Below are 22,140 nucleotides of genomic sequence, written 5' to 3'. Positions count from 1 at the left end.
GTCAGTGCGTTCCCTGTCCTTGATCCATCTGATTGACGAGGTGCTGGACCACGCGCTCCATCTTCATGAAACGCGAGCCCTTCACCAGCGCCGTCGTATCGGCGGAAACCAATGCTTCGGTCGCCTGGTTGATCGAATCGATATCGTCGTAATGCTGCCCACCCGCGCCGAAGGCATTGCTTGCATGGCTGGCCAGCTGGCCCAGCGTTAGCAAACGGTCAATGCCATGCTGCCGCGCATAGTTGCCGATCTCGACATGGAACTGCGGGCCTTCATCGCCCACTTCACCCATGTCGCCCAGCACCAGCACGCGGGGAGACGGCGCATGCGACAACACATCGATTGCCGCGCGCACCGAATCCGGGTTTGCGTTATAGGTATCGTCGATTACCAGTGCCCCACTCTTCGCGGTCTTGCGCTGCAGGCGTCCGTTGACCGGGGCGAATGCCTCGAGTCCGCGTTTCACCGCGTCTTCGGACACCCCGATCGCCAGCGCACATGCAGTCGCCGCCAGTGCATTGCGCACGTTATGTACGCCCGCTGCAGAGAGTGAAACCTGAAATTGTTTCCCACCGGCAGTAATGGACAGGTCACTGCCGAAATCGTTCACCTGAAATGTGCAAGTGACATCGGCATCTTGCGCGAGGCCGAATGTCATTGTTTTACGTTGGCCGGCGTAGGCCTTCCACAGTGTGGTGTAGGTGTCATCGGCCGGAAACACCGCGACGCCGTCTGCCGGCAGGCCGAGAATCACACCGCCGTTTTCCTTTGCCACCGCCTCCACGCTTTCCATGAATTCCTGGTGCTCGCGTTGTGCATTGTTCACCAATCCCACCGTAGGCTGTGCGATGGCGGTAATGGCAGCAATCTCGCCCGGATGATTCATGCCTAGCTCGACGACCGCAGCCTTATAGGTATCGTTGAGACGAAATATCGTGAGCGGTACGCCAATGTCATTGTTCAGGTTGCCACGCGTGGCCATTGTGTTATCGGCGCCGAAGGCAGCGGCAAGGATGGAGGCGATCATTTCCTTGACCGTGGTCTTGCCGTTGCTGCCGGCAACGCCGATCACAGGAAGCGTGAACCCGCTGCGCCAGAACGCGCCGATTTCGCCCAATGCAATGCGAGTGTCGGGAACGACCAGCGCCGGTATGGTCAATCCAGCAGGCACACGCTCGACGACAACGGCGGCGACGCCGCGCGACGCGACATCGGCCAGAAAATCGTGCGCGTCGAACCGTTCGCCGCGCAAGGCGACGAACAGATTGCCGGCGGCGACGTTGCGGCTGTCGGTGGACACGCCGTCAAACACCACATCCGTCGCAGCCGTATTCACGACGGCGGCACCAGAAATCCTTGGCTGGATCACAGCCAATGATGATTTCATTACATCATCCCCTTCATTGTTGCTCTTGCAGCCAGCGCCAGCGCGGCGTGGTCTGCATCCAAAAACGGCAATTTTTTGCCTTTGATTTCTTGATACGATTCGTGGCCCTTCCCTGCCAACAAGACCACATCGTTTTTTGCCGCATGACGGCCGGCCCACAGGATAGCGGCGGCACGATCTTCGATCACGTGCAGCGCATCCTTCTGCATCTTCTGAGCGTCGATACCGGCGACGATCTGCGAGAGAATGGCCGACGGCTCTTCGCTGCGCGGATTGTCGCTTGTGACGATGACATGATCGGCTGCCTGCGCGATTGTTCCCATCTGAGGCCGCTTGCCTGGGTCGCGGTCGCCACCGCAGCCGAATACGCACCACAACTGGCCGCCGCGCTGCTGCGCGACCTGACGCAGCGTCGTTATCGTCTTTTCCAGCGCATCGGGCGTATGCGCATAGTCGATCACCATCAGCGGCGCTTCCTGGCCGCCAAGCTGTTGCATGCGGCCGGGTACGGAGACAAGCGACTCGACCGCGTCGATGGCGGCCTTGAATGCAACCTTGTTAGCAAGCAAGACGCCGATGATACCCAGCACATTGCTCACATTGAACTGGCCGATCAATTGCGTCTTCACCTGCGCCGAACCGGCGTCGGCATCGAGCTTGAATGCGGTCCCGCCATGACTGCTCCGAATCTCGTTCGCGCGCAATACCGAAATGCCCGGCGCGCTGCGATCGCTCACGGTGTAACCGGTGATGGCGACGGATGCATTGTGCTGCTGCAGGTGCTGTACCAGCCGCATGCCCATCTCATCATCGAGATTGATCACCGCATGGCTCAGGCCCGGCCAATCGAACAGCGCGCGCTTGGCCGCCTCATAGGCATTCATGTCACCGTGATAATCGAGATGGTCGCGGCTGAAATTGGTGAACAATGCGACGTTCACCTTCATGCCGTTCATGCGTCCCTGATCAATGCCTATCGATGAGGCTTCGATAGCCAGCGCACGTGCTCCGCCGTCGCGCAGCTGCGCAAGGGCCCGCTGCAGCAATACCGCATCGGGCGTGGTATATCCGGTGACATTAAAGCCGCCATGCTCTCCGCGCTGAAACAGCCCAATTCCCAGCGTGCCGATCACTGCGGTCGGCTGGCCCAGGCGCGACAGCGCCCGGCCCAACCACTGGGTGCAGGAAGTCTTGCCGTTGGTGCCAGTGACGGCCACGCAAAACATGTCCTTGTCCGGCGCTTCATAGTAGGCATGCGCTATCGGGCCGGCGGTCTTTTTCAGGCCATTCACACCGAGATGCGCGACATTCCAACCATCGTTCCATGTAAAGCGATCCGTCTCGTACACGACTGCGCGCGCGCCGTTGGCAACGGCCTGCGCAATATAGTTGCGGCCATCCGCCACGTCGCCGGGATACGCGAAGAACACATCGCCGGGCCGTACGTTGCGCGAATCGGAAGACAGCTGTGCACCGGGCGCCTCGGCATGGAGCCAGGCCAGGATATCGGCAATGTTGGTGCCCTGGATGAAGGTAGCAATGCTCATCACAGGCTCTCCTTCGGCGCATCGGCCGGGATGATGATGTCGGTAACCGCCGTGTCGGGCGATACGTTCAATGCACGCAATGCATTGGCAGTCACCGCGGCAAATACGGGCCCGGCGACCTGACCTCCGTAGTGCTGACCGTTGGACGGCTCGTCCACCATTACCGCCACGATGATGCGCGGATTGGAGACCGGCGCAAAGCCGACGAAGGATGCGACGTATTTATTGCCGTACTGGCGGCCGATCAGCTTGTGCGCAGTACCGGTCTTGCCGGCGACCCGATATCCCGGCACCTGGGCCTGCGGCGCGGTCCCTGTCGGACCGGCGGCCATCTCCAGCATCCCGCGTACATCCCGCGCAGTCTTGGACGAAATCACACGCTGACCGATCGGCTCGTCGCCGGACTTGTGGAAGGTGATCGGTATCATTTCCCCGTCACGCGCAAAGATCATGTAGGAATGCGCCATCTGGATCAAGGACGTCGAGATACCGTGCCCGTAGCTCATGGTCGCCTGTTCGATCGGCTTCCAGGATTTGTGCGGACGGACCCGGCCGGCTACCGCGCCAGGGAAATCCAGCTTCGGCTGCTGCCCGAACCCGACCGAGGTAAACAATTCCCACATCTGTTGCGGCTGCATCTGCAGCGCGATTTTGGCGGTACCGACATTGGAGGATTTCTCAAGCACTTGCGCAACCGTCAGCATGCCGTGCGGGTGCGCGTCGCCGATCGTTGCTTTTCCAATTGTGAGGCGCCCGGGAGCGGTCTGGATATTGGTCATCGGCGTGACCAGCTTGTTCTCCAGGCCCAGTGCGATGGTGAACGGCTTCAAGGTAGAGCCAGGCTCGAAGGTGTCAGTGAGAACGCGGTTGCGCAGCTGGGCGCCGGTCAATCCGGAGCGGTCGTTCGGGTTATACGTCGGCAGATTGGCGAGCGCCAGCACTTCGCCGGTCTTTACATCGAGCACGACGATACCAGCCGCCTTGGCCTTGTGCTTTTCCACCGCTTCCTTCAAATGCGAAAACGCGATGTACTGAATCTTGCGATCGATCGAGAGCGCCAGATCCTTGCCGTCATGCGGCAGGCGGGCGGACCCGATGTCTTCCACCACGCGGCCGAGCCGGTCCTTGATCACGCGCCGGGTGCCCGTGGTGCCCGCGAGATTCTTTTGAAAGGCCAGTTCCATGCCTTCCTGGCCGGCGTCTTCGACATTGGTAAAGCCGACGATATGCGCCAGCACTTCGCCTTCCGGATAGTAGCGCTTGTATTCCTTGCGGGTTTCGATACCGGCGATGCCGAGTTTGAGGATCTTGTCGACGGTTTCCTGTTCGACCTGACGCTTCAGATAGACAAAGGTACGATCCGAGTCCAGTTTCTTGCTCAGGTCGCGCTCGCTCATGTCGAGCAGCTTGGCCAGTTCGCGCAGTTTTTCGGGCGGCGCTTCGGACACGTCTTCCGGAATGGCCCAGATCGCCTTGACCGGCAGTGACGAGGCCAGCATCTGGCCGTTGCGATCGGTGATCTTGCCGCGGGTTGCCGGCAGCTCGAGCGTACGCGCATAACGCGATGCGCCCTGTTTTTGCAGGAATTCGGTCGACAAACCTTGCAACCACAACGCACGGCCCACCAGCGCGGCGAACGCGGCGAACAGGACGAACAGCACGACGCGCGAGCGCCATACTGGCAGCTTGACAGCCAGCACCGGACTGGCGCTGAACTGAACGCCCTTGCCTGCCGCGGTACGGGAAGCGGCGCGCATCATTTCGCTCCCGAGGTCAGGTATTGCGTTCGATTGGGAGTAACCGCGGCCATACTGAGATCGCGCCGTGCATTGGCTTCAATGCGCGCATGCTTGCCCAGCGTCGACTGATCGAGCTGGAGCTGCGACCATTCAATCTCAAGCTGGCGGGCGGCAGCCTGCGCGCGCTCCAGTTCGATGAACAGGCGGCGGGATTGATACTGCGCGTTCACGGTAAACAGTGCGCACCCGACCAGCGCGATGGTCAGGAGGATATTGACGCGGCCGCTCACGGAGCGCTCCCCGGTAATGCTGATGATGCGGAGGATCCAAGCGCCACCGTCGTGCGCTGGGCAACCCGCATGATCGCTGAACGGGCACGCGGGTTGCCCGCGACTTCGGCGTCGGAGGGTTTCATTTTTGCCAGCAGCTTCAATTGCGGCTGCGGCAGGTCGACGGCACGAATCGGCAGGCGACGGTCTGGCTGCGGCGCGTTGGCTTTGGAAGCCATGAAGCGCTTGACGATGCGATCTTCCAGTGAATGAAAGCTGATCACAGCCAATCTCCCGTGCGGAGCCAATTTTTCAAATGCGGCGTCGAGTCCTATTTCGAGTTCTTCAAGCTCTTTATTGATGTAAATCCGGATAGCCTGAAATGTGCGAGTGGCCGGATCTTTGCCCTTCTCGCGGGTTTTGACGGCGTGTGCCACGATCTCGGCAAGCTGTCGTGTGGTTGAAATTGGGGCGACTGTCCTGCGAGCAGTAATCGCCTTTGCAATCTGAAAAGCAAACCGTTCTTCCCCATAATCTTTTATAACCTTTCCTATCGTCTGTTCAGCCTCGGTCGCGAGCCACTCTGCCGCCGACATGCCGCGCGTGGTATCCATGCGCATGTCGAGCGGACCATCCAGTCGAAAACTGAAGCCCCGCGCCGCCTCATCTACTTGCGGCGAGGAGATTCCCAGGTCCAGCAAGATCCCATCCACCTGCGCGATTCCGCGTGCGTTCAGCGCATCGCTCAGGGTGGCGAAACTGTCATGCACGATTTGAAATCGCGCGTCACCTATCGTGCTCGCCGTCGCAATCGCCTGCGGATCCTTGTCGAATGCGATCAACCGGCCTTGCGGACCGAGACGCTCGAGGATCCGGCGGCTGTGACCGCCGCGGCCGAAGGTGCCATCGACATACACGCCATTGGCGCGCTCGCCGTCGATATGCAATGCTTCAACCGCCTCTTCCAGCAGCACCGTACGGTGCTGCAATTCCGGCACCGTCTGATTTGTCATATGGGCCGTCAGAATGAAAAGTTACTTAATGCGTCCGGCATGCCGTTCGCCACTGCCTGCGCTTCGCTTTCAGCGAGCTTTTCCGCATCCCAGATTTCGAAATGGCTGCCCATGCCGAGCAACATCACATCGCGCGTCAAGCCGACGGCACTGCGCAGTTCGGGCGCGATCAAAATGCGGCCGGCGGAATCCATATCGACATCGGAGGCATTGCCCAGGAAAATCCGTTGCCAGGCGCGGGCCGACATCGGCCAGGCGGCGATCTGTTCACGGTGGCTTTCCCAGACGGGACGGGGGAAGAACAGCAGACAACCATGCGGATGCTTGGTCAGCGTGACGCCGCCTTCGCATTGAAGCGACAAGGCGTCGCGATGCTTGGACGGGATAGTCATCCGTCCTTTTGCATCGAGACTCAGTGCTGACGCGCCCTGAAACACCCTGATTACCCTCGTGGTTGTCGTTATTTGTAATGTCTGTGAAACAAGGTTTTGGGAGCCGACGCTGCAATTTCACCCACAAAAATACACTTTTTCACACTGCCGCCCACTTTAAAGGGAGGTTAATTTGCGGTCAAGTAATATCCGGCAACAAAAATGGGGTTTTTTCTAATGAAGTCAATGACTTAGCGCGTTTCGTTAGAGCAACGTGTTTAGTGAATTCTCAAAAAAATTAAGTACTTATCGTTGACACTGAAGGTGACGTCTTAGAAGTACACATGTGTTTGACAGAGCGCAGGAAAGCTCAATTGGATGGTGATTCCATTGCTATTCGGAACTTTGATATGCCACACGACAAGACGTTCATTCTTTGCCAGACGAACAAATCTGTCATTTCGGCAGGTTTGGCGTGGATGTGGCCGCCGAAGCGTTTTGCAACTCAGGGACAAGCAGCGATCACATAAGTCGTCGGACCGGTTTGCTGCAGGGAGCTTGTGGTAAAACTGTTATCGAAACCAAGCAGCTGATTCGAGCCATAGGCAAAAGCCAGAAGGAAACGATCGTATGCCCGACCGGCACGCACATGCTCGGCATTGGTTGCGGTAAAGCAGGTACGCACCGGCAGCGGCGTGCGCTGTACCATCAGCCGCTCGACCATCGCCTTGACGGCTCGCATCTGCCGTCCATTCCGGTTGGCGTAATCCGGGTCATTGCGGCCGAAGTTGAACCAGTCCCAGCAGGCATTCGGATTGCGCAAAAACCGGGATGTCGTCTGCGGATACAGAATCACCATCCGGTTGGCGTCCGCCCATTCGTTATAGCCGGCATGGCGCACGAAGTCGTCGCCCACGGTAGAGGCATTCTGCCGGCACCCATGGAAGGCGACGTGCAGGCGGCAGCGCGTGCCCGGGCGGTTGTCGCAAGCAGCGGGCACATAGGCGAAGCCGGAGTCGGCCAGGCCGACATCCGATGCACGTCCGCTGTCCACGAATTCCGCCTGATCGAATTCAATGATCCTTCCGCCAGGACTGTTGCTGCGTGGATTGAGTGGACCGTAAATCCACTTCAGCAATTCGCCGGCCGTATCAATGCCGCATTTGCTCAGATAGGGACTGCCAAGCTCCCCGCAGTCGTTGCCGAAGCTTTCAGTCGGAAATGTGTGTTCAGCGCGCGCGTCCTGGACGAGCCGGACCTGTGCTGCGGGAACGAAGCGATGGTAATAGGCCTGCAGATCCTGCATGACCGGCGGCGGCACGACGCTGTCGCGCCCACCGGAAAACAGCCACAGGCGTTGGGCACGCATGCCTGACACCGCATCGATCTTGCCTTCGGCGGCGGCACTTTTGGTGATTGTCGCCAGACGGTCGACATTGGTGGAACCAGGACCTACTTCGCACGTTGAGAAAAAGGGAATGCCGGTGCAGCTGCAGCGCGTCGTTGCGATATCAACTTCGCCCTGTGCGCAATAGTAGGGCCCTCCGGCGATGATGCCCGCACCTACAATACTCGATGAATAGGCAACGCTGAATTGCACCGCCATGAAGCCGCCTGACGACAAACCCGACACCGAGGTTTGCGTGTTGTCGACATGAAGGCCTGGTAAGGAAACCGGAGCAGCACACGCCGTACCGGACAGGCATGCGATGACAGCACTCAGCAGAACCGCGCCGAGTGCCTGATGTCGTATTAGAGAACAGGTGAACGAAATAAGCAGACGAAGGAGATGCATGATCGCACTCCTTGTAAGAAAAGCCCGTTGGTCGTGGGATGAAGTTCGGAAGCGGGAAAGCAATTCCGGTTGTCCTGTGGTGATACTGGGTTAGCGGCCGCTAATTCGAAGGTACGTCCGAATCTGCAATCCTCCACTATTCTCTGTTATCCATCCCACGGCCAACGGGCTCTATCAAGAGGCTTACTGTATAGAAGCTCGCGTCCAATTGCGTTGAGATTGCTCAAGTTGCAAAGTGTGCGCATTCTTTTACTGTGATTCGCACAACATATTGCACACAATTCAATCGCAAATTTGCATACATTTGACGCATCGATATCGAATAAAGTGAAGCAAGCCGATAGGCCGGATTCTGTTACGGCGCGAAGAGTTGCCCCCGCGCGCTATGACAGCCATTCCTCTAGGCCGTGAATTGCTCCACGGCTCAAGCTTTCTACCCGCACGCTCCGCGAGCAGCATCAATGCGTGCCTATTTGAAATTGCTCCGGGTGGAGGTTACCGCGTTTCACCGTAACTTAATACGCTCGTCTCTGTGGCCCTATTCCGCGCCTCACGGCGGACGGTCGTTAGCCGTCACCCTGCTCTATGGAGTCCGGACCTTCCTCCCGCCATCTTGCGATGGCCAGCGGCTGTCTGGCTTACTTCACGCGGCATTGTAACGCAGGCGCGCAACCAGGGCGGAAGATTCGGCACCGTGTCCCACGTACCCGGTGTGCGCGCAAGTTTGCGGCGCAGCATGAATGCATGGTGACCACATCCGCACGAATCGCCTGCTTGCGCTATATTGCTGAAGCCTTGACTCACAACGCCCACGACTATGCCAACTTCCCGCACCGGCGGCCAGATATTGGTCGATGCATTGCAAACCCATGGCGCCGATATCGCGTTCGGCGTGCCTGGTGAAAGTTATCTGGCGGTGCTAGATGCGCTGCACGACTCGTCGATTCGCTTCATCATCAATCGCCAGGAAGGTGGCGCGGCGTTCATGGCCGAGGCCTACGGCAAACTGACCGGGCGCCCCGGCCTCTGCTTCGTTACACGCGGCCCCGGTGCAACCAATGCGTCGATCGGCGTGCATACCGCACACCAGGATTCGACTCCGATGATCCTGTTCATCGGCCAAGTCGGTAATGACTTCGTCGAGCGCGAGGCATTTCAGGAAATCGATTACCGCCGCATGTTTGGCACGATGACCAAATGGGTAGCACAGATTGATCGCGCCGAACGCATTCCTGAATATGTGGCGCGCGCCTTTCAGGTCGCCACCAGCGGCCGTCCCGGGCCGGTCGTGCTGGCGCTGCCGGAAGATGTGTTGAGTGCTCGCGCCGATGTCGCGGATGTGCGCAGGTACAGGCCGGTGCAGGCAGCTCCGTCAGCCGGGCAGATAGCGCAGCTGCGCGATATGCTTGCGCGCGCACAGCGTCCGGTTGTCATCCTCGGCGGCACGGGCTGGGACGTGAACGCCTGCGACAACATGCGCCGCTTTGCCGAAGCCAATGCCTTGCCGGTTGCCTGCGCATTCCGTTTTCAGGACCTGCTCGACAACCGGCATGCACATTACGTCGGCGACGTCGGCATCGGCATCAATCCCAAGCTCGCCGCGCGCATCAAGTCCTCGGATCTGGTAATCGCCATCGGCCCCAGGCTGGGTGAAATGACGACCGGCGGCTATACCTTGCTCGAAGCGCCCTGCCCACGCCAAGGGCTGGTCCATGTCCATAGCGGCGCGGATGAACTTGGGCGCGTGTATCAGGCGGACCTGATGATCAACAGCGGCATGCAGCAGATTGCCGCGGCGCTCGCAGAGATGCAACCGATCGATGCAAGCGCCTGGCGTCACACGGTCGAAGAAGCACGCAACGAACTCAAGACCTGGCAGGAAGAGCCGCCGATCTTCAAGGACAAGCAAGCCACACTGAATCTCTGGCAAGTCGTGCAGACGCTGCAAGGCGCCCTGCCGGCCGATACCATCATCACCAATGGCGCAGGCAACTTCGCCACGTGGGCGCACCGGTTCTGGAACTATGGCGGCTTTCGCACCCAGCTTGCGCCGACGTCCGGTGCCATGGGATATGGCGCGCCGTCGGCTGTCGCCGCGAGCATCGTCGAACAGCATGCGGGCAGGCAGCGCAGCGTGGTCAACTTCGCCGGCGACGGCGACTTCCTGATGAATGGACAGGAGCTGGCGACTGCGGTGCAGTATCGCGCCGCAGTCCTGTTTATCGTCTTTAACAACGGGACCTTTGGCACGATACGCATGCATCAGGAGCGCGAATTCCCGGCACGGGTATCGGGCACCACCTTGCACAATCCGGATTTCGCCGTGCTTGCACGTGCGTATGGCGCATTCGGCGAAGCAGTCGATACGACAGACGGGTTTGCCGCTGCGCTTGGACGCGCCCGCGTCCATATGCAAACCACCGGCATGCCGGCCTTGATCGAACTGCGATACGACGCCGACCTCATCACGCCGAACGCGACCTTGCAGACGATTCGAGATACGGCTCTCAAGAACAAGTCCTGACAATCTTTCTTCTTGGAAAAAGTGCCTGATCGACTTCATGCGATCGGGCATTTTTTATTTGTCGAACTTGCCGTAATTCAAAAGCGATGACTTTTGTGCGCCGCGACAGAATCTTTTCGTGATTGGACGGTCAAGTCATACACGGCGGCTTGCACCGACGGCGCACTCTCCTGCCCGCGATATTGACGCCATCCTGGTCTCCTCATTGAAGGAGTTTTGATACTCACAACTAAAACGCTTCCGGAATATGGCATTCGTTTCCATCACCGAGGCTGCGAAACTTGTTCGCAGAAACCGATCAACCCTGTATCGCGATATTGAACGCGGTCGTCTTTCCAAGACGGTGACCCCAGAAGGCGAGACGCAAATCGAGACATCCGAGTTGCTGCGAACCTACGGACGACTGCATGCCAACGATCCCGAGCATGGCTTTGCACCGGACCATGACAAGATGAGAATTACCATTCTGGAAGAAAGAAACCGCTCGCTCGAGCGCGCTCTCACGCTGGAAGCGGAGCTGCGCAAGGTGAAAGACCAGGTGACCAGTGAGTTGCGTGCCCGACTGGCAGACAAGGACAGCGTCATCAAGGTACTGGAAAGCAAGGTATTGTTTCTGGAGTACGACAAGCAGGTCGAGTCGCTGACTCCCGCACAGCAAACCCCATCCGGTGCGTCTCCTGATTTCAAATCAACCGAAAAGCCGCCCGAGGTCGAACCGTCGCGACCTCCGCGGCAAATGCAGGACGCAGCGCCACCCCCCACGCCGGCACAGTCGTCGTCCGAATCCGATGGTCCGCCCCCACCAGCGGAACCCGTGTCGCCGCCACCGATATACGTCCAGAAATCTGCCGAGGTCGATACGCCGATCCCGACGGAACATATCATGCCGCGCAAAGGATGGTGGGCGCGGTTGCTACATCGGCATTAAATCGTCCGATCAATCGTTATCGCCTGCGTTATTCGGTGGGGCGTGCCTTGCCGGACGCAGATACTTTCGACCTGCACATAAAAGAGCATGTACATGTGCCGTTCCGGGACAGTCAAAAGGTACTTGCGTGGCGTCAAAATGTTGATGTATTGTTAACATTCTTTTTTGACAACACCGGCCGCTTCGCCGCTTCCGCTTTTCATGCCGCCCGTCCCGCCTTCTCCCGGTCACACCTCCCCTGCCTATGTGTTGCAGCAATTCGAACGGGCCTACCATGCGGCCGGCATCGAACTCAAGACAGATATCCAGCAGCGCATACGCTTTCATACCCATCAAATCAGCGCAAGTTATGAGGTGCTGGCGCGGGAAGTCACCACCTTGCCTGCCGTACGTAACGGCTACTGCGTCGGAATTGCCTTTGCCCAGGGTGCACCGCGCGCCACCTCCCTGATCCGCGCCGCGCTGCCAGGCTTCGACTGGACAGGTATTGGCCAGACAGTGCTGAACATCGTGCGCGATGTAGCCGAGGAAGTGGCGCTGTTTGTGGGCGGAGGTGCGGTGCTGGGCGGTGTGGCCGGCGCCGCTGCCGGTTCGCTGGCCGGCGGTATTGGCGCCATTCCCGGTGCCATCGCCGGCGCCCAGGCCGGTGCGGCCCTCGGGTCGAAGGCCATGCTGCTGATCGGGTTAGTTAGTCTGGCCCAGGAACTGCTCAAGGGCATCGTCGACTTGGCGCAGCATTTTGCCCGCGGATTTGCGCTGTCCTGGAATGCAGCCAATTTCAAGGACACCGATACCGGCCGTTACGTCGCCGACATGGCGCGCGCAGCCGACGCGTTCGCGCACGGCCAGGTAGCGCTGCTCGTAGCGGTCCTGTCGGGCGTGACAACGGCGCTCATGCGCAGCCAGGCAATCAGGAGCGCGCTCTACAAGGAACTGGCCGGCAGCAAGCTGGGGCCGCGGTTTGCCCAATGGGTGGCCGCCAATGAAGCGGCGCTGCACAAGAGCCCGGTCTTGCAACCCGGCGCTTCGGCGGCCGAGCGTCCTCCGGTACGTTCCAAGCCTGCCGCACCGGCACCCGATTCTGACCCCGCTGCCGCGCCCGCCCCGGCCGGCAAGACCAGCGAGGGCCGCGGCAAATCCTGCAAGCAGTGCGTGACCGTCGGCCATCCAGTCAACCCGATCTTCGGCAACAAGCTGCTCACCGGCGAGCTCGAGCGCGATTTCGCCTTGCCCGCGCCCCTGCCCCTGCTCTGGCAGCGCAGCTACAGTTCCGACAATCCCCGCACCGGCTGGCTCGGCCAGGGCTGGAGCCTGCCGATCTCGCTGGCGCTGCAGGTAAGCGCCGATCACGTCGTCGTGCTCGATCCGCAACAGCGGGAAGTCAGCTTCAGCCTGCCCCAGATCGGCCAGCGCCTGTATTCTCCCTACGAGCAAGTCACGCTGGTGCGGCTGTCTGCCTTGTGCTTTGCGCTGATCGACCGCGACCAGACCCACAGCACCTTCGCGCTGGCGGACCCGCATGCCGGGATGGCCCACCTGACCGACATCACCGACCGCAACGGCAACACCACCCGCATTCTCTACGATGAATGCCGGCAACCGACCCGCCTGTTCGACAGCGCCGGCCGCACCTATGTGCTGGACTTTAGCGGGCCACGCCTGCGCACGGTCTCGCTGTTGCGCGACACCCCCGAGGCGCCGGTGCCGCCTAGCGCCGTGCCGCTGGTGCACTATGACTACGATGCCGCCGGCGACTTGATCCGGGTCCGCAACCGGCTGGGCCAGACGGTGCGTGAATTCGGCTACCGCAACCATCTCCTGATCCGCCACAGCCAGCCCGGCGGGTTGATCGCCGAATACACGTACGATGACTACCGCCCCGCCGGCCGCGTGCTCCGGCACTGGACCAATAGCGGCCAATCCTGGTCGTTCGACTATCGGCCGCATGAAACGGTGGTCACCGACCGGCTCGGGCGCCGCCATACGTACCGCTTTGACCGCGCGCAGCGTTATACCGGCGCTACCGATGCGCTGGGGCAGCGTACCGAGCAGTTGCTCGACGACTATGGCAATGTGCTGGCAGCCACCGATGCGGCCGGGCGCACCACCCGCTATCGCTACGACAGCCGCAGCCTGCTGATCCGCATCGAAGCGCCCGAGGGCGGCATCACCCGCATCGTGTACGACGGCCGCACCAGCCAGCCGGCGCTGGTGACCGATGCCGAAGGCGGCATCACCGCCTACCGCTACGATGCCTGCGGCAACCTGGCTTCGGTCACCGATGCGCTGGGCCAGCGCACGCACTACCGCCATGATGGGCGCGGCTTGCCGCTGGCCATCATCGATGCGCACGGCAAGACCCGCACCTTCGCGTATGACAGCAGCGGTCAGGTACGCAGCCATACCGATTGCGCGCAGCACACCACCCGCTTTGACTACGATGACGAGGGCCGGCTGATCGCGCTCCGGGATGCGCTGGGACACGTCACCCGCTATCGCCATGATCAACTTGGCCGGCTGACGGCGATCGTTGCGCCGGATGGCCGCGAAGAACAACTGGACTACGATGCGCTGGGCCGGCTCATCGCCCATGTCGATGGCGCCGGTCAGCGCACCGTCTATGCGCGCGATGTCGATGGCAAGCCGCTGACCCGTACCGATGCGCTCGGGCAGGTGTTGCAATACCGCTACGACGCCGCCCGGCGACTGGTGCAACTGGTCAACGAGAATGGGGCGGTGCATGCCTTTGCCTACGATGCGGCGGACCGGCTGGTGCAGGAAATCAGGGTGGATGCACGGGTCACGCGCTACCGCTATGATGCCTCCGGCTTGCCGGTGGCCAGGGAAGAATTGGGCACGCTGCCCAACCTGGCGCCGCTGGCGACGGCACAGAGCGCAGCGATCGAAACCACCTACCGCCGCGATGGCGGTGGCCGGCTGATCGAAAAGATCGTCTCGCACCTGACCGGGGCCGCCCAGGCCGAGCAATTGCGCAGCGTGTATGCGTATGACAAGCTGGGCCGGCTGGTGCAAGCCAGAAACCAGCACGCCCATGTGCAGCTGCAGTATGACGCGATCGGGCAACTGGTGGCCGAGACCACCACCGCCGAAGGCCGCGCCACCACGCTCACCCATGCCTACGATGCGCTGGGCAACCGGCTCCAGACCACCTTGCCCGATGGCAGGGTGATGCAGCAGTTGTATTACGGCAGCGGGCATCTGCACCAGATCAGCCTGGACGGCGAGGTGGTCACCGATCTGGAGCGCGATGCGCTGCATCGGGTGATCGGCCGCACCCAGGGGGCGATGGCCAGCCGGTTCCAGTATGACCCGGCGGGACGGCTGACCGCCCAGCAGGCCAGCAAGGGAGAAGACGGCCTCCTCAGCCGCCATTACGGCTATGACCGTGCCGGCAACCTGGCCACGCTGGAGGACCGCCGCAGCGGGCTTACCCGCTACCAGTACGACGCCATCGGCCGCCTGCTGCAAGCCACGCAGCCGACCCTGGCGGAAGTCTTTGCGTTCGATCCGGCGCACAACCTGCTCGATGCGCAGCACGCCACCGGCAGCGCCGGGCGCATCGTCAACAACCGGGTCACCGTGCATGAAGACAAGCGGTTTGCATACGATACGCATGGCAACCTGATCGACAAGAAGATCGGCCGCCATATGCAGATGACGCTGCGCTGGAATGCCGAGCATCAACTGGTCGAAGCGAACGTCACCCGCCCTGCGCAGGAAGACCAGCCGGCAGTGCAAACGGTACGCTATGGCTATGATCCGTTCGGGCGGCGCCTGTTCAAGCGCGATGCGTTCGGCACCACACGGTTCCTCTGGGATGGCAACCGCTTGCTGTGCGAGACGAGGGGCAGTCACATGCGCACCCATGTGTATGAGCCGGAGTCGTTCGTGCCCTTGGCGCAGGTGCAGAACAGCGCCCCGCAGGTCGGGCAAGCCACAGGGAGCCGTCGCCAGGCACAGCGCATCCGGCATCTGCATGTCGATCATCTGGGCACGCCGCGCGAACTGACTGCCGACGACGGCAAGCTGGTGTGGGCAGCGACCTACCGGGCATGGGGCAATACGCTGGCCGTAACCTTGGAACCTGAACCCGACGCGAGCAGCACGCCCGGCGCCGACACGTTTGCCGAGGTGCAGCCGATCCGTTTCCAGGGGCAATACTGCGATAGTGAAACCGGATTGCATTACAACCGCTTCCGGTACTACGATCCGGATATAGGACGGTTCATCAGCCAGGATCCGATCGGGCTGCAGGGCGGCTATAACCTGTATCAATATGCGCCAAATCCCATAGCGTGGATCGATCCGCTGGGGTTAACAGCATGCTCGTGTAAAGGTATTAGTCCTTCGATAGTTTTAGCTGATATTGAAAGAAAAAGTCGCTCGCAAATACGGGCAAACGCAAATGCTAAGGGACTAACGCCGCACCCTACCAAATCAGACAAGTGGCTTGATCCTGTAACAGGAAAAGAACGGCTACGGATAGACTCCGGGCATATTGATAAAACGACTGGGCGTCCTTACGATGACCCACAGGCTGCTGCACCGCATGTTCATCTTTATGACGCAAGCGGAACAAAGATTAAAGATGCCAGCGGAAATCCTCATATTGTTATTGACCCATCACTTCCTTAAGCGAGAAAAAAATGGACAAAGATTTCTACCAAACCGATGATTTTGCAATGTGGGTGGAAGATGAATCGTCGATTCACATAAAAGCTATAACTAAACAGGGCGATCCTGTTGAATTATCTTTCGACGAAGTAGAACTTATTATGGAAAAACTTATTGAATGGACTCGGCGATACCGATAGATATTTATGTTCATACGGACGAGTACCAATGGGACGTATCGTTGGTACGACTGGAGAACGAAACGTAAAGATTATCGTGCGACCTGGTACGAATCAGATTATTACTGCATATCCAGTTCATTAAAAGGATTTCAAATGTTATGTCCACGCTGTCAACAAGGCGATATTGCGAAAGCAAAAATAAAAGCTACAGAACAGCTTATCTATATTTGCAAGGAATGCGATGCAACATGGTTTGCCTTTGATCACATAGGAGAGGTGCCATTTATAGACTTTGGAACGTACATGTTGGAAATTGGGTTACCGCCGTTATTGAGCGAATTGCAAGTACAAGATTGAGAGCCAATCAAGTATTCCAACTTAAACACTCCTCAGCCTTTCCGAATCACCATTTAGAACCTGACCTAATTCCTAAACCAGGACGATCCTGTTGAATTATCTTTCGACGAAGTAGAACTTATTATGGAAAAATTTATTGATTGGACTCGGCGATAACAATCGATATATTTGACGGCGACATAGTTGTCACCGTCAAAAATTTATTCCCCCAGTAAGTCAATCAAGCAAACTTCGTAAAATCCGGTCGTCGCTTTTCAAAGAACGCCGTAAACGCCTCCTTCGCTTCATTCGCCCCCAGCATTTCGCCAAAATGCTTGTTCTCTTCCAGCATGCGCTGCTGCATCGCTTCCAGCTGACCGCTCTTCATTAACTTCTTGGTCGTGCGCAATGACGATGCCGGCAACGCCACCAGTTTCGCTGCCTGTCCCTGGGCAAACGGAATCAGATCGGCAGCAGGCAATACGCGGCTGACCAGGCCCATCTCCTGCGCTTCCTGCGCGGAGAAACCTTCGCCCAGCAGGAGCTTTTCAGCTGCGCGCTGATAGCCGACCATTTGCGGGAACAGCAGACTAGAGGCAAATTCCGGGCACAGGCCGAGCTGGGTAAAGGGCATCGAGAACTTCGCATTCTCCGCCGCGTACACCAGGTCGCAATGCATGAGCATGGTGGTGCCGATACCCACTGCGGCCCCGGCAACGGCGGCAACCACCGGTTTGGTGGCGGTGCTGAGGTGGCGCATGAACTGCGCGACCGGACGGTCACCGGAGATCGATGAGGAATTTTTCATGAAATCTTCGAGGTCGTTGCCGGCCGTGAAAATTTCCGGCTTGCCGATGAGGAGGATCGCACGTATGGTGCTGTCATTCTCGGCATCGCTCAATGCATCGGCCATCACCTGATACATCGCCGAGGTGATGGCATTCTTCTTGTCCGGGCGATTGAACTCGATGGTCAGAATGCCGTTGGCCTTGTTGGTCTGGATATCCATATCTTCTCCTGTGAAATTCGGTTGTTATGCTGTCTTGTGTGAGAGTGATTGTGCGCGATTTTCGCTAGTCGTGCGCTGCCCGATCCAGGTGACGACCTGTTGCCACAGCGTCGACCGGAATTGGGGACGGAAAAATCCGGACTCCATGCTGCTCTCCATAAAAAAGCCGCGCGGCTTGCGACCGCGCGGCTATTCAATGTCGGCTCATGATGCGACCGCGTTATACCGCTTCGAAGATGCCTGCGGCACCCATGCCGGTACCGACGCACATGGTGACCATGCCGTACTTCAGTTTTTTCGCGCGCATCGCATGGATGGCCGTCGCGGCGCGGATCGCACCGGTCGCGCCCAGCGGATGGCCGAGAGCGATCGCGCCGCCGTATGGGTTGACCTTGGAAGGATCGAGGCCGAGGTCCTGGATCACGGCCAGCGCCTGTGCGGCAAAGGCTTCGTTCAGTTCGATCCAGTCGAGCTGGTCTTGCGTGATGCCGGCGGCGCGGCAAGCGGCGGGGATCGCTTCCTTCGGACCAATGCCCATGATTTCCGGCGGTACGCCGCGCACGGCGAACGACGAGAACTTGGCCAGCGGCGTCAGGTTGAACTGCTTCAGGATCTTTTCCGAGACCAGGATCAGCGCGCCTGCGCCATCCGAAGTCTGCGAGCTGTTGCCGGCGGTGACAGTGCCCTTGTTGGCGAATACCGGCTTGAGCTTGCCCAGCACTGCCAGGCTGGTGTCGGCGCGCGCGCCTTCGTCCTGGTTGACGGTGCGGGTCTTGATGTCGATCTGGCCGGTGGCCAGGTTAGGAAATTTTTCAACGATCTCGACCGGGCAGATTTCCGCTTCGCGGGCACCGGATTGCTGTGCGGCGATGGCCTTGAGATGCGATTCCAGCGAAAACTGGTCTTGCGCTTCGCGGGAGATTTTCCATTGCTGCGCCACCTTTTCCGCGGTCAGGCCCATGCCGTAGGCCATGCCGATGTTTTCATCCTTGAACACGCCCATGTTGATCGCCGGGTGGTGACCCATCATCGGCACCATCGACATCGATTCGGCGCCGGCGGCGATCATGACGTCAGCCTGGCCGACGCGGATCCGGTCCGCGGCCATTGCCACCGCGGTGATGCCGGAGGCGCAGTAACGGTTGATCGTGACGCCGCCCACGGTATTGGGCAGGCCGGCCAACAGCACGGCGTTACGCGCCATGTTCATGCCCTGCTCGGCCTCCGGGAAGGAGCAGCCGACGATGGCATCTTCGATGGTTTTTGGATCGAGGTTAGGCACCTGCGCCATGGCGGCCTGCAATGCGCGCACCAGCAAGTCGTCCGGACGGACGTTCTTGAACATGCCGCGCGGCGCCTTGCCGATCGGTGTGCGGGTCGCGGCGACTACGTATGCTTCTTGAAGTTGTTTGCTCATTTCGAAATTCTCCTGGTTCATTCAGCCGACGACGCGGCGGGGAGCCGTGCGATCGTGCCTTGCGCGATTGCGCACAAAGTCTCTTTACCTTCGTTGACGACGAAAATGTCGCAGCGGCATGCTGCCTGCGACTTGCCTGCATGGATAGCGACGGCACGGGCGACGAGCTCCTGCCCGAGGGCCGGACGCACGTAATTGATCTTGTATTCGGAGGTGACGACACCCGTTCCGAGCGCCGCCCCGCCTGCAAAGGTCAAGGCATTGTCGGCGGCATAGCTGATGACGCCGCCGTGCACGAAGCCATGCTGCTGCTTCAGTTCGTCACGGAGCGGCACACGCAGTTCGGTGCCTTCCGTATCGAACCTCGTCAAGACTGCGCCGACCAGCGTGCTGAACGGCTGTGCAGCCAGCGCCTGCTTTCCGAACTGCAGCATGTCCATGAAATCGTCCTCGCCTAGTGATCAATCAGTTACGAACGGGTTTGCCGGTCTGCATCATGCCCATGATGCGTTCCTGCGTCTTTGGATTGTTCAGCAATTCCATGAAGGCCTTGCGTTCCAGATCCAGCAGCCATTGTTCGCTGACCAGGCTGCCCGACTCGATGTCGCCGCCGCAAACAATCTCTGCGATCATCGCGCCCAGCTTGTAGTCATGCGCGGAGATGAAGCCGCCGTCACGCATGTTGACCAGCTGTGCCATGATGGTCGCTATGCCGGTGCGGCCGGCGACCGGAACCAGCTTCTGCAGTTGCGGGCGATAGCCGGCATCGAACATCGCGCGCGCTTCGACCTTGGCTACGTGCAGCAACTCGTAAGGGTTGAATACGATGACGTCGTTCTGCGCCAGGTAGCCCATCTTTTGCGCTTCCAGTGCCGACTTCGACACGTTGGCGGTAGCTGCATTGGTGAAGTAGTTTTTCAGGAATTGCAGGATGTCGGTGCCCTTGGCATCGGCTGCTGCGCGCACTGCGGCTTCCTTCAAGCCGCCGCCTGCGGGAACCAGGCCCACGCCCACTTCGACCAGGCCGATGTAGGATTCGATCGAGACCACGCGCTTGGCCGCGTGCATCATCAATTCGCAACCGCCGCCGAGCGCGAGGCCGGCTACGGCCGCAACCACCGGCACATTCGCATACTTGAGTGCCTGGTGCGCCTGTTGCAGTTTGGCGACTTCCGGCTCGATCGCCTTGATGCCGCCCGACATGAAGACCGGCAGCATTGATTGCAGGTCGGCGCCGGCGGAGAATGCACCGCCATCGGCTGCATCCGCGCTCCAGATCACCAAGCCCTTGTAATTCTTTTCCGCTTCGTCGATTGCCTTGGCGAGACCGTTGATCACACCCTGACCGATGACGTGCATCTTGGTCTTCAACGACAGGATCAGCACATCGTCGTTTTGGTGCCAGATGCGGACCGAATCGTCTTCGAATACGGTGGTGCCTGCCTTGGTGCCGTCCGGTGCATTTTCGCCCAGCACGGTAGCGCGGAAAGACTGGCGCTGGTACACCGGCAGGTCGGAACGCGGTACGTAGGCGTTCTTTGCAGGCGACCATGAACCTTCGGCGGTATGTACGCCATCGCGGCCGTCAAACACCCATTGCGGCAGCGGTGCATCGCACAGTGCCTTGCCCGCATCGATGTCTTCCTTGACCCAGCTTGCAACCTGCTGCCACCCGGCGGCCTGCCAGCCTTCGAACGGGCCGTTCTTCTGGCCGAAGCCCCAGCGCAATGCGAAATCGATGTCACGCGCGCAATCGGCGATCGATTCCAGGTGTACGGCGATGTAATGGAAGGTATCGCGGAAGATCGCCCACAGGAATTGCGCCTGCGGATTGGTCGATTCGCGCAGCGTCTTCATCTTCTTGGCCGGATCCTTTTCCTTCAGGATGCGCACCACGATATCGTCGGCCTTGCCGGTGGACGGCACATAGTCGCCCTTCTCGCCATCGAAACGCAGGATGTCCTTGCCGACCTTCTTGAAGAAGCCGCCGCCGGTCTTTTGACCGAGCGCGCCGGCAGCGATCAGCTTGGCCAGCAGTTCAGGCGTCTTGTAGACCGGATAGAACGGATCGGACTGCAGGTTGTCCTGCATCGTCTTCATCACATGGCCCATGGTGTCCAGACCGACCACGTCAGCGGTACGGAAAGTCGCGGACTTGGCGCGGCCGAGCTTGGTGCCGGTCAGGTCGTCGACCACATCGACCGGCAAGCCGAATTTCTGCGCTTCGTACATGGTCGCCATCATGCTGAAGATGCCGACACGGTTCGCGATGAAGTTCGGAGTATCCTTTGCGCGGACCACGCCCTTGCCCAGCGTGGTGGTCAGGAAGCCTTCGAGCTGGTCGAGGATTTCCGGACGGGTCGACACGGTCGGGATCAGTTCGACCAGATGCATGTAGCGCGGCGGATTGAAGAAGTGCACGCCGCAGAAGCGCTCCTTCAGTTCGGCATCGAAGCCTTCCGACAATGCGGTGATCGACAGGCCGGATGTGTTGGAGGCAAAGATCGCGTTCGGCGCGATATGCGAAGCGACCTTCTTGTACAGGTCATGCTTCCAGTCCATGCGTTCGGCGATCGCTTCGATGATCAGGTCGCATCCTTTGAGGATGTCGAGATTATCTTCGTAGTTGGCGACCTGGATCAGCGCGGCGTCATCCTTGTTGCCGAGCGGTGCGGGGCTGAGCTTCTTGAGGTTTTCGATCGCGCGCAGCACGATGCCGTTCTTCGGGCCTTCCTTGGCGGGCAGGTCGAACAGGACGACGGGGACTTTCGCGTTCACGCAATGAGCGGCAATCTGCGCACCCATCACGCCGGCGCCGAGCACGGCGACTTTCTTGACGATGAAGTTGGACATGGGAGGATTCCTTAAATTTTTTCGCTGTGAGGGTTCCCTCCCCCTGTAAGGGGGGATAGGGGCGCCCGGCGTAGGGTGGGGGTAGTGCGGTTGAGTTATTGCAGTGATATCTCGAGCACTCTACCCCCATCCCAG

General features: G+C 59.7%; 16 protein-coding genes and 1 other RNA gene. 5 read left to right on the top strand and 12 right to left on the bottom strand.

Annotation, left to right across the window (positions count from 1 at the left end; genetic code table 11):
* Position 1: 1 nt before the first annotated feature.
* From D3871_RS03635 to rnpB, 8 genes are all read right to left on the bottom strand, one after another.
* Positions 2-1,387: a UDP-N-acetylmuramoyl-tripeptide--D-alanyl-D-alanine ligase gene (locus tag D3871_RS03635; protein ID WP_119767660.1), complete on the bottom strand. Its 1,386-nt coding sequence runs from the start codon at positions 1,385-1,387 to the stop codon at positions 2-4.
* Positions 1,387-2,934, bottom strand: coding sequence for a UDP-N-acetylmuramoyl-L-alanyl-D-glutamate--2,6-diaminopimelate ligase (locus D3871_RS03630; RefSeq protein WP_119767659.1), 1,548 nt, complete (start codon positions 2,932-2,934; stop codon positions 1,387-1,389). The genes D3871_RS03635 and D3871_RS03630 overlap by 1 nt, the downstream gene beginning before the upstream one ends.
* Positions 2,934-4,694, bottom strand: coding sequence for a peptidoglycan D,D-transpeptidase FtsI family protein (locus tag D3871_RS03625; protein ID WP_119767658.1), 1,761 nt, complete (start codon positions 4,692-4,694; stop codon positions 2,934-2,936). Before D3871_RS03625 ends, D3871_RS03630 begins: the two co-directional genes overlap by 1 nt.
* Positions 4,691-4,963, bottom strand: coding sequence for a cell division protein FtsL (ftsL, locus tag D3871_RS03620; RefSeq protein ID WP_119767657.1), 273 nt, complete (start codon positions 4,961-4,963; stop codon positions 4,691-4,693). The genes D3871_RS03625 and ftsL overlap by 4 nt, the downstream gene beginning before the upstream one ends.
* Positions 4,960-5,955 (bottom strand): 16S rRNA (cytosine(1402)-N(4))-methyltransferase RsmH, encoded by a 996-nt coding sequence (gene rsmH / locus D3871_RS03615; RefSeq protein WP_119767656.1) that lies wholly within the window; start codon positions 5,953-5,955, stop codon positions 4,960-4,962. Before rsmH ends, ftsL begins: the two co-directional genes overlap by 4 nt.
* 8 nt (positions 5,956-5,963) lie before the next feature.
* A complete protein-coding gene (gene mraZ / locus D3871_RS03610) occupies positions 5,964-6,392 on the bottom strand; it encodes a division/cell wall cluster transcriptional repressor MraZ (RefSeq protein ID WP_119767655.1) in 429 nt (142 codons plus the stop codon).
* A 439-nt stretch (positions 6,393-6,831) separates the two neighbouring features.
* On the bottom strand, positions 6,832-8,121 hold the full coding sequence (locus tag D3871_RS03605; protein ID WP_119767654.1) for an extracellular catalytic domain type 2 short-chain-length polyhydroxyalkanoate depolymerase: 1,290 nt from the start codon (positions 8,119-8,121) through the stop codon (positions 6,832-6,834).
* A 325-nt stretch (positions 8,122-8,446) separates the two neighbouring features.
* Positions 8,447-8,766, bottom strand: an RNA gene (rnpB, locus tag D3871_RS03600) — RNase P RNA component class A.
* A gap of 172 nt (positions 8,767-8,938) precedes the next feature.
* Here rnpB and D3871_RS03595 point away from each other — a divergent pair.
* The 5 genes from D3871_RS03595 (at position 8,939) to D3871_RS03580 (ending at position 16,747) form a co-directional block, all read left to right on the top strand.
* The gene (locus D3871_RS03595) at positions 8,939-10,645 is read left to right on the top strand and encodes a thiamine pyrophosphate-binding protein (protein WP_119767653.1); all 1,707 of its coding nucleotides are present in this window, start codon (positions 8,939-8,941) and stop codon (positions 10,643-10,645) included.
* 247 nt (positions 10,646-10,892) lie between these two features.
* Positions 10,893-11,573, top strand: a complete 681-nt coding sequence (locus D3871_RS03590; protein WP_119767652.1) for a hypothetical protein — start codon at positions 10,893-10,895, stop codon at positions 11,571-11,573.
* A gap of 201 nt (positions 11,574-11,774) precedes the next feature.
* Positions 11,775-16,229, top strand: a complete 4,455-nt coding sequence (locus tag D3871_RS03585; protein WP_147376740.1) for a DUF6861 domain-containing protein — start codon at positions 11,775-11,777, stop codon at positions 16,227-16,229.
* An 11-nt stretch (positions 16,230-16,240) separates the two neighbouring features.
* Positions 16,241-16,408 (top strand): hypothetical protein, encoded by a 168-nt coding sequence (locus D3871_RS30140; RefSeq protein ID WP_158597865.1) that lies wholly within the window; start codon positions 16,241-16,243, stop codon positions 16,406-16,408.
* A gap of 135 nt (positions 16,409-16,543) precedes the next feature.
* Positions 16,544-16,747 (top strand): hypothetical protein, encoded by a 204-nt coding sequence (locus D3871_RS03580; RefSeq protein WP_119767650.1) that lies wholly within the window; start codon positions 16,544-16,546, stop codon positions 16,745-16,747.
* A gap of 220 nt (positions 16,748-16,967) precedes the next feature.
* Here the strand turns inward: D3871_RS03580 and D3871_RS03575 are convergent, their stop codons facing one another.
* The 4 genes from D3871_RS03575 to D3871_RS03560 form a co-directional block, all read right to left on the bottom strand.
* The gene (locus D3871_RS03575; protein ID WP_119767649.1) at positions 16,968-17,735 is read right to left on the bottom strand and encodes an enoyl-CoA hydratase; all 768 of its coding nucleotides are present in this window, start codon (positions 17,733-17,735) and stop codon (positions 16,968-16,970) included.
* 220 nt (positions 17,736-17,955) lie between these two features.
* Positions 17,956-19,152, bottom strand: a complete 1,197-nt coding sequence (locus D3871_RS03570; protein ID WP_119769866.1) for an acetyl-CoA C-acyltransferase — start codon at positions 19,150-19,152, stop codon at positions 17,956-17,958.
* 17 nt (positions 19,153-19,169) lie between these two features.
* Positions 19,170-19,592 carry a PaaI family thioesterase gene (locus D3871_RS03565; RefSeq protein ID WP_119767648.1) on the bottom strand — a complete coding sequence of 141 codons (423 nt, stop codon included), beginning with the start codon at positions 19,590-19,592 and terminating at the stop codon, positions 19,170-19,172.
* A 25-nt stretch (positions 19,593-19,617) separates the two neighbouring features.
* Positions 19,618-22,005 carry a 3-hydroxyacyl-CoA dehydrogenase/enoyl-CoA hydratase family protein gene (locus D3871_RS03560; protein ID WP_119767647.1) on the bottom strand — a complete coding sequence of 796 codons (2,388 nt, stop codon included), beginning with the start codon at positions 22,003-22,005 and terminating at the stop codon, positions 19,618-19,620.
* Positions 22,006-22,140: the final 135 nt, after the last annotated feature.

The organism is Noviherbaspirillum saxi (assembly GCF_003591035.1).
Taxonomy (GTDB): Bacteria; Pseudomonadota; Gammaproteobacteria; order Burkholderiales; family Burkholderiaceae_D; genus Noviherbaspirillum; species Noviherbaspirillum saxi.
The sequence above is the reverse complement of the archived record's forward strand: the minus strand, read 5'-3'. Positions and strand labels throughout refer to the sequence as shown.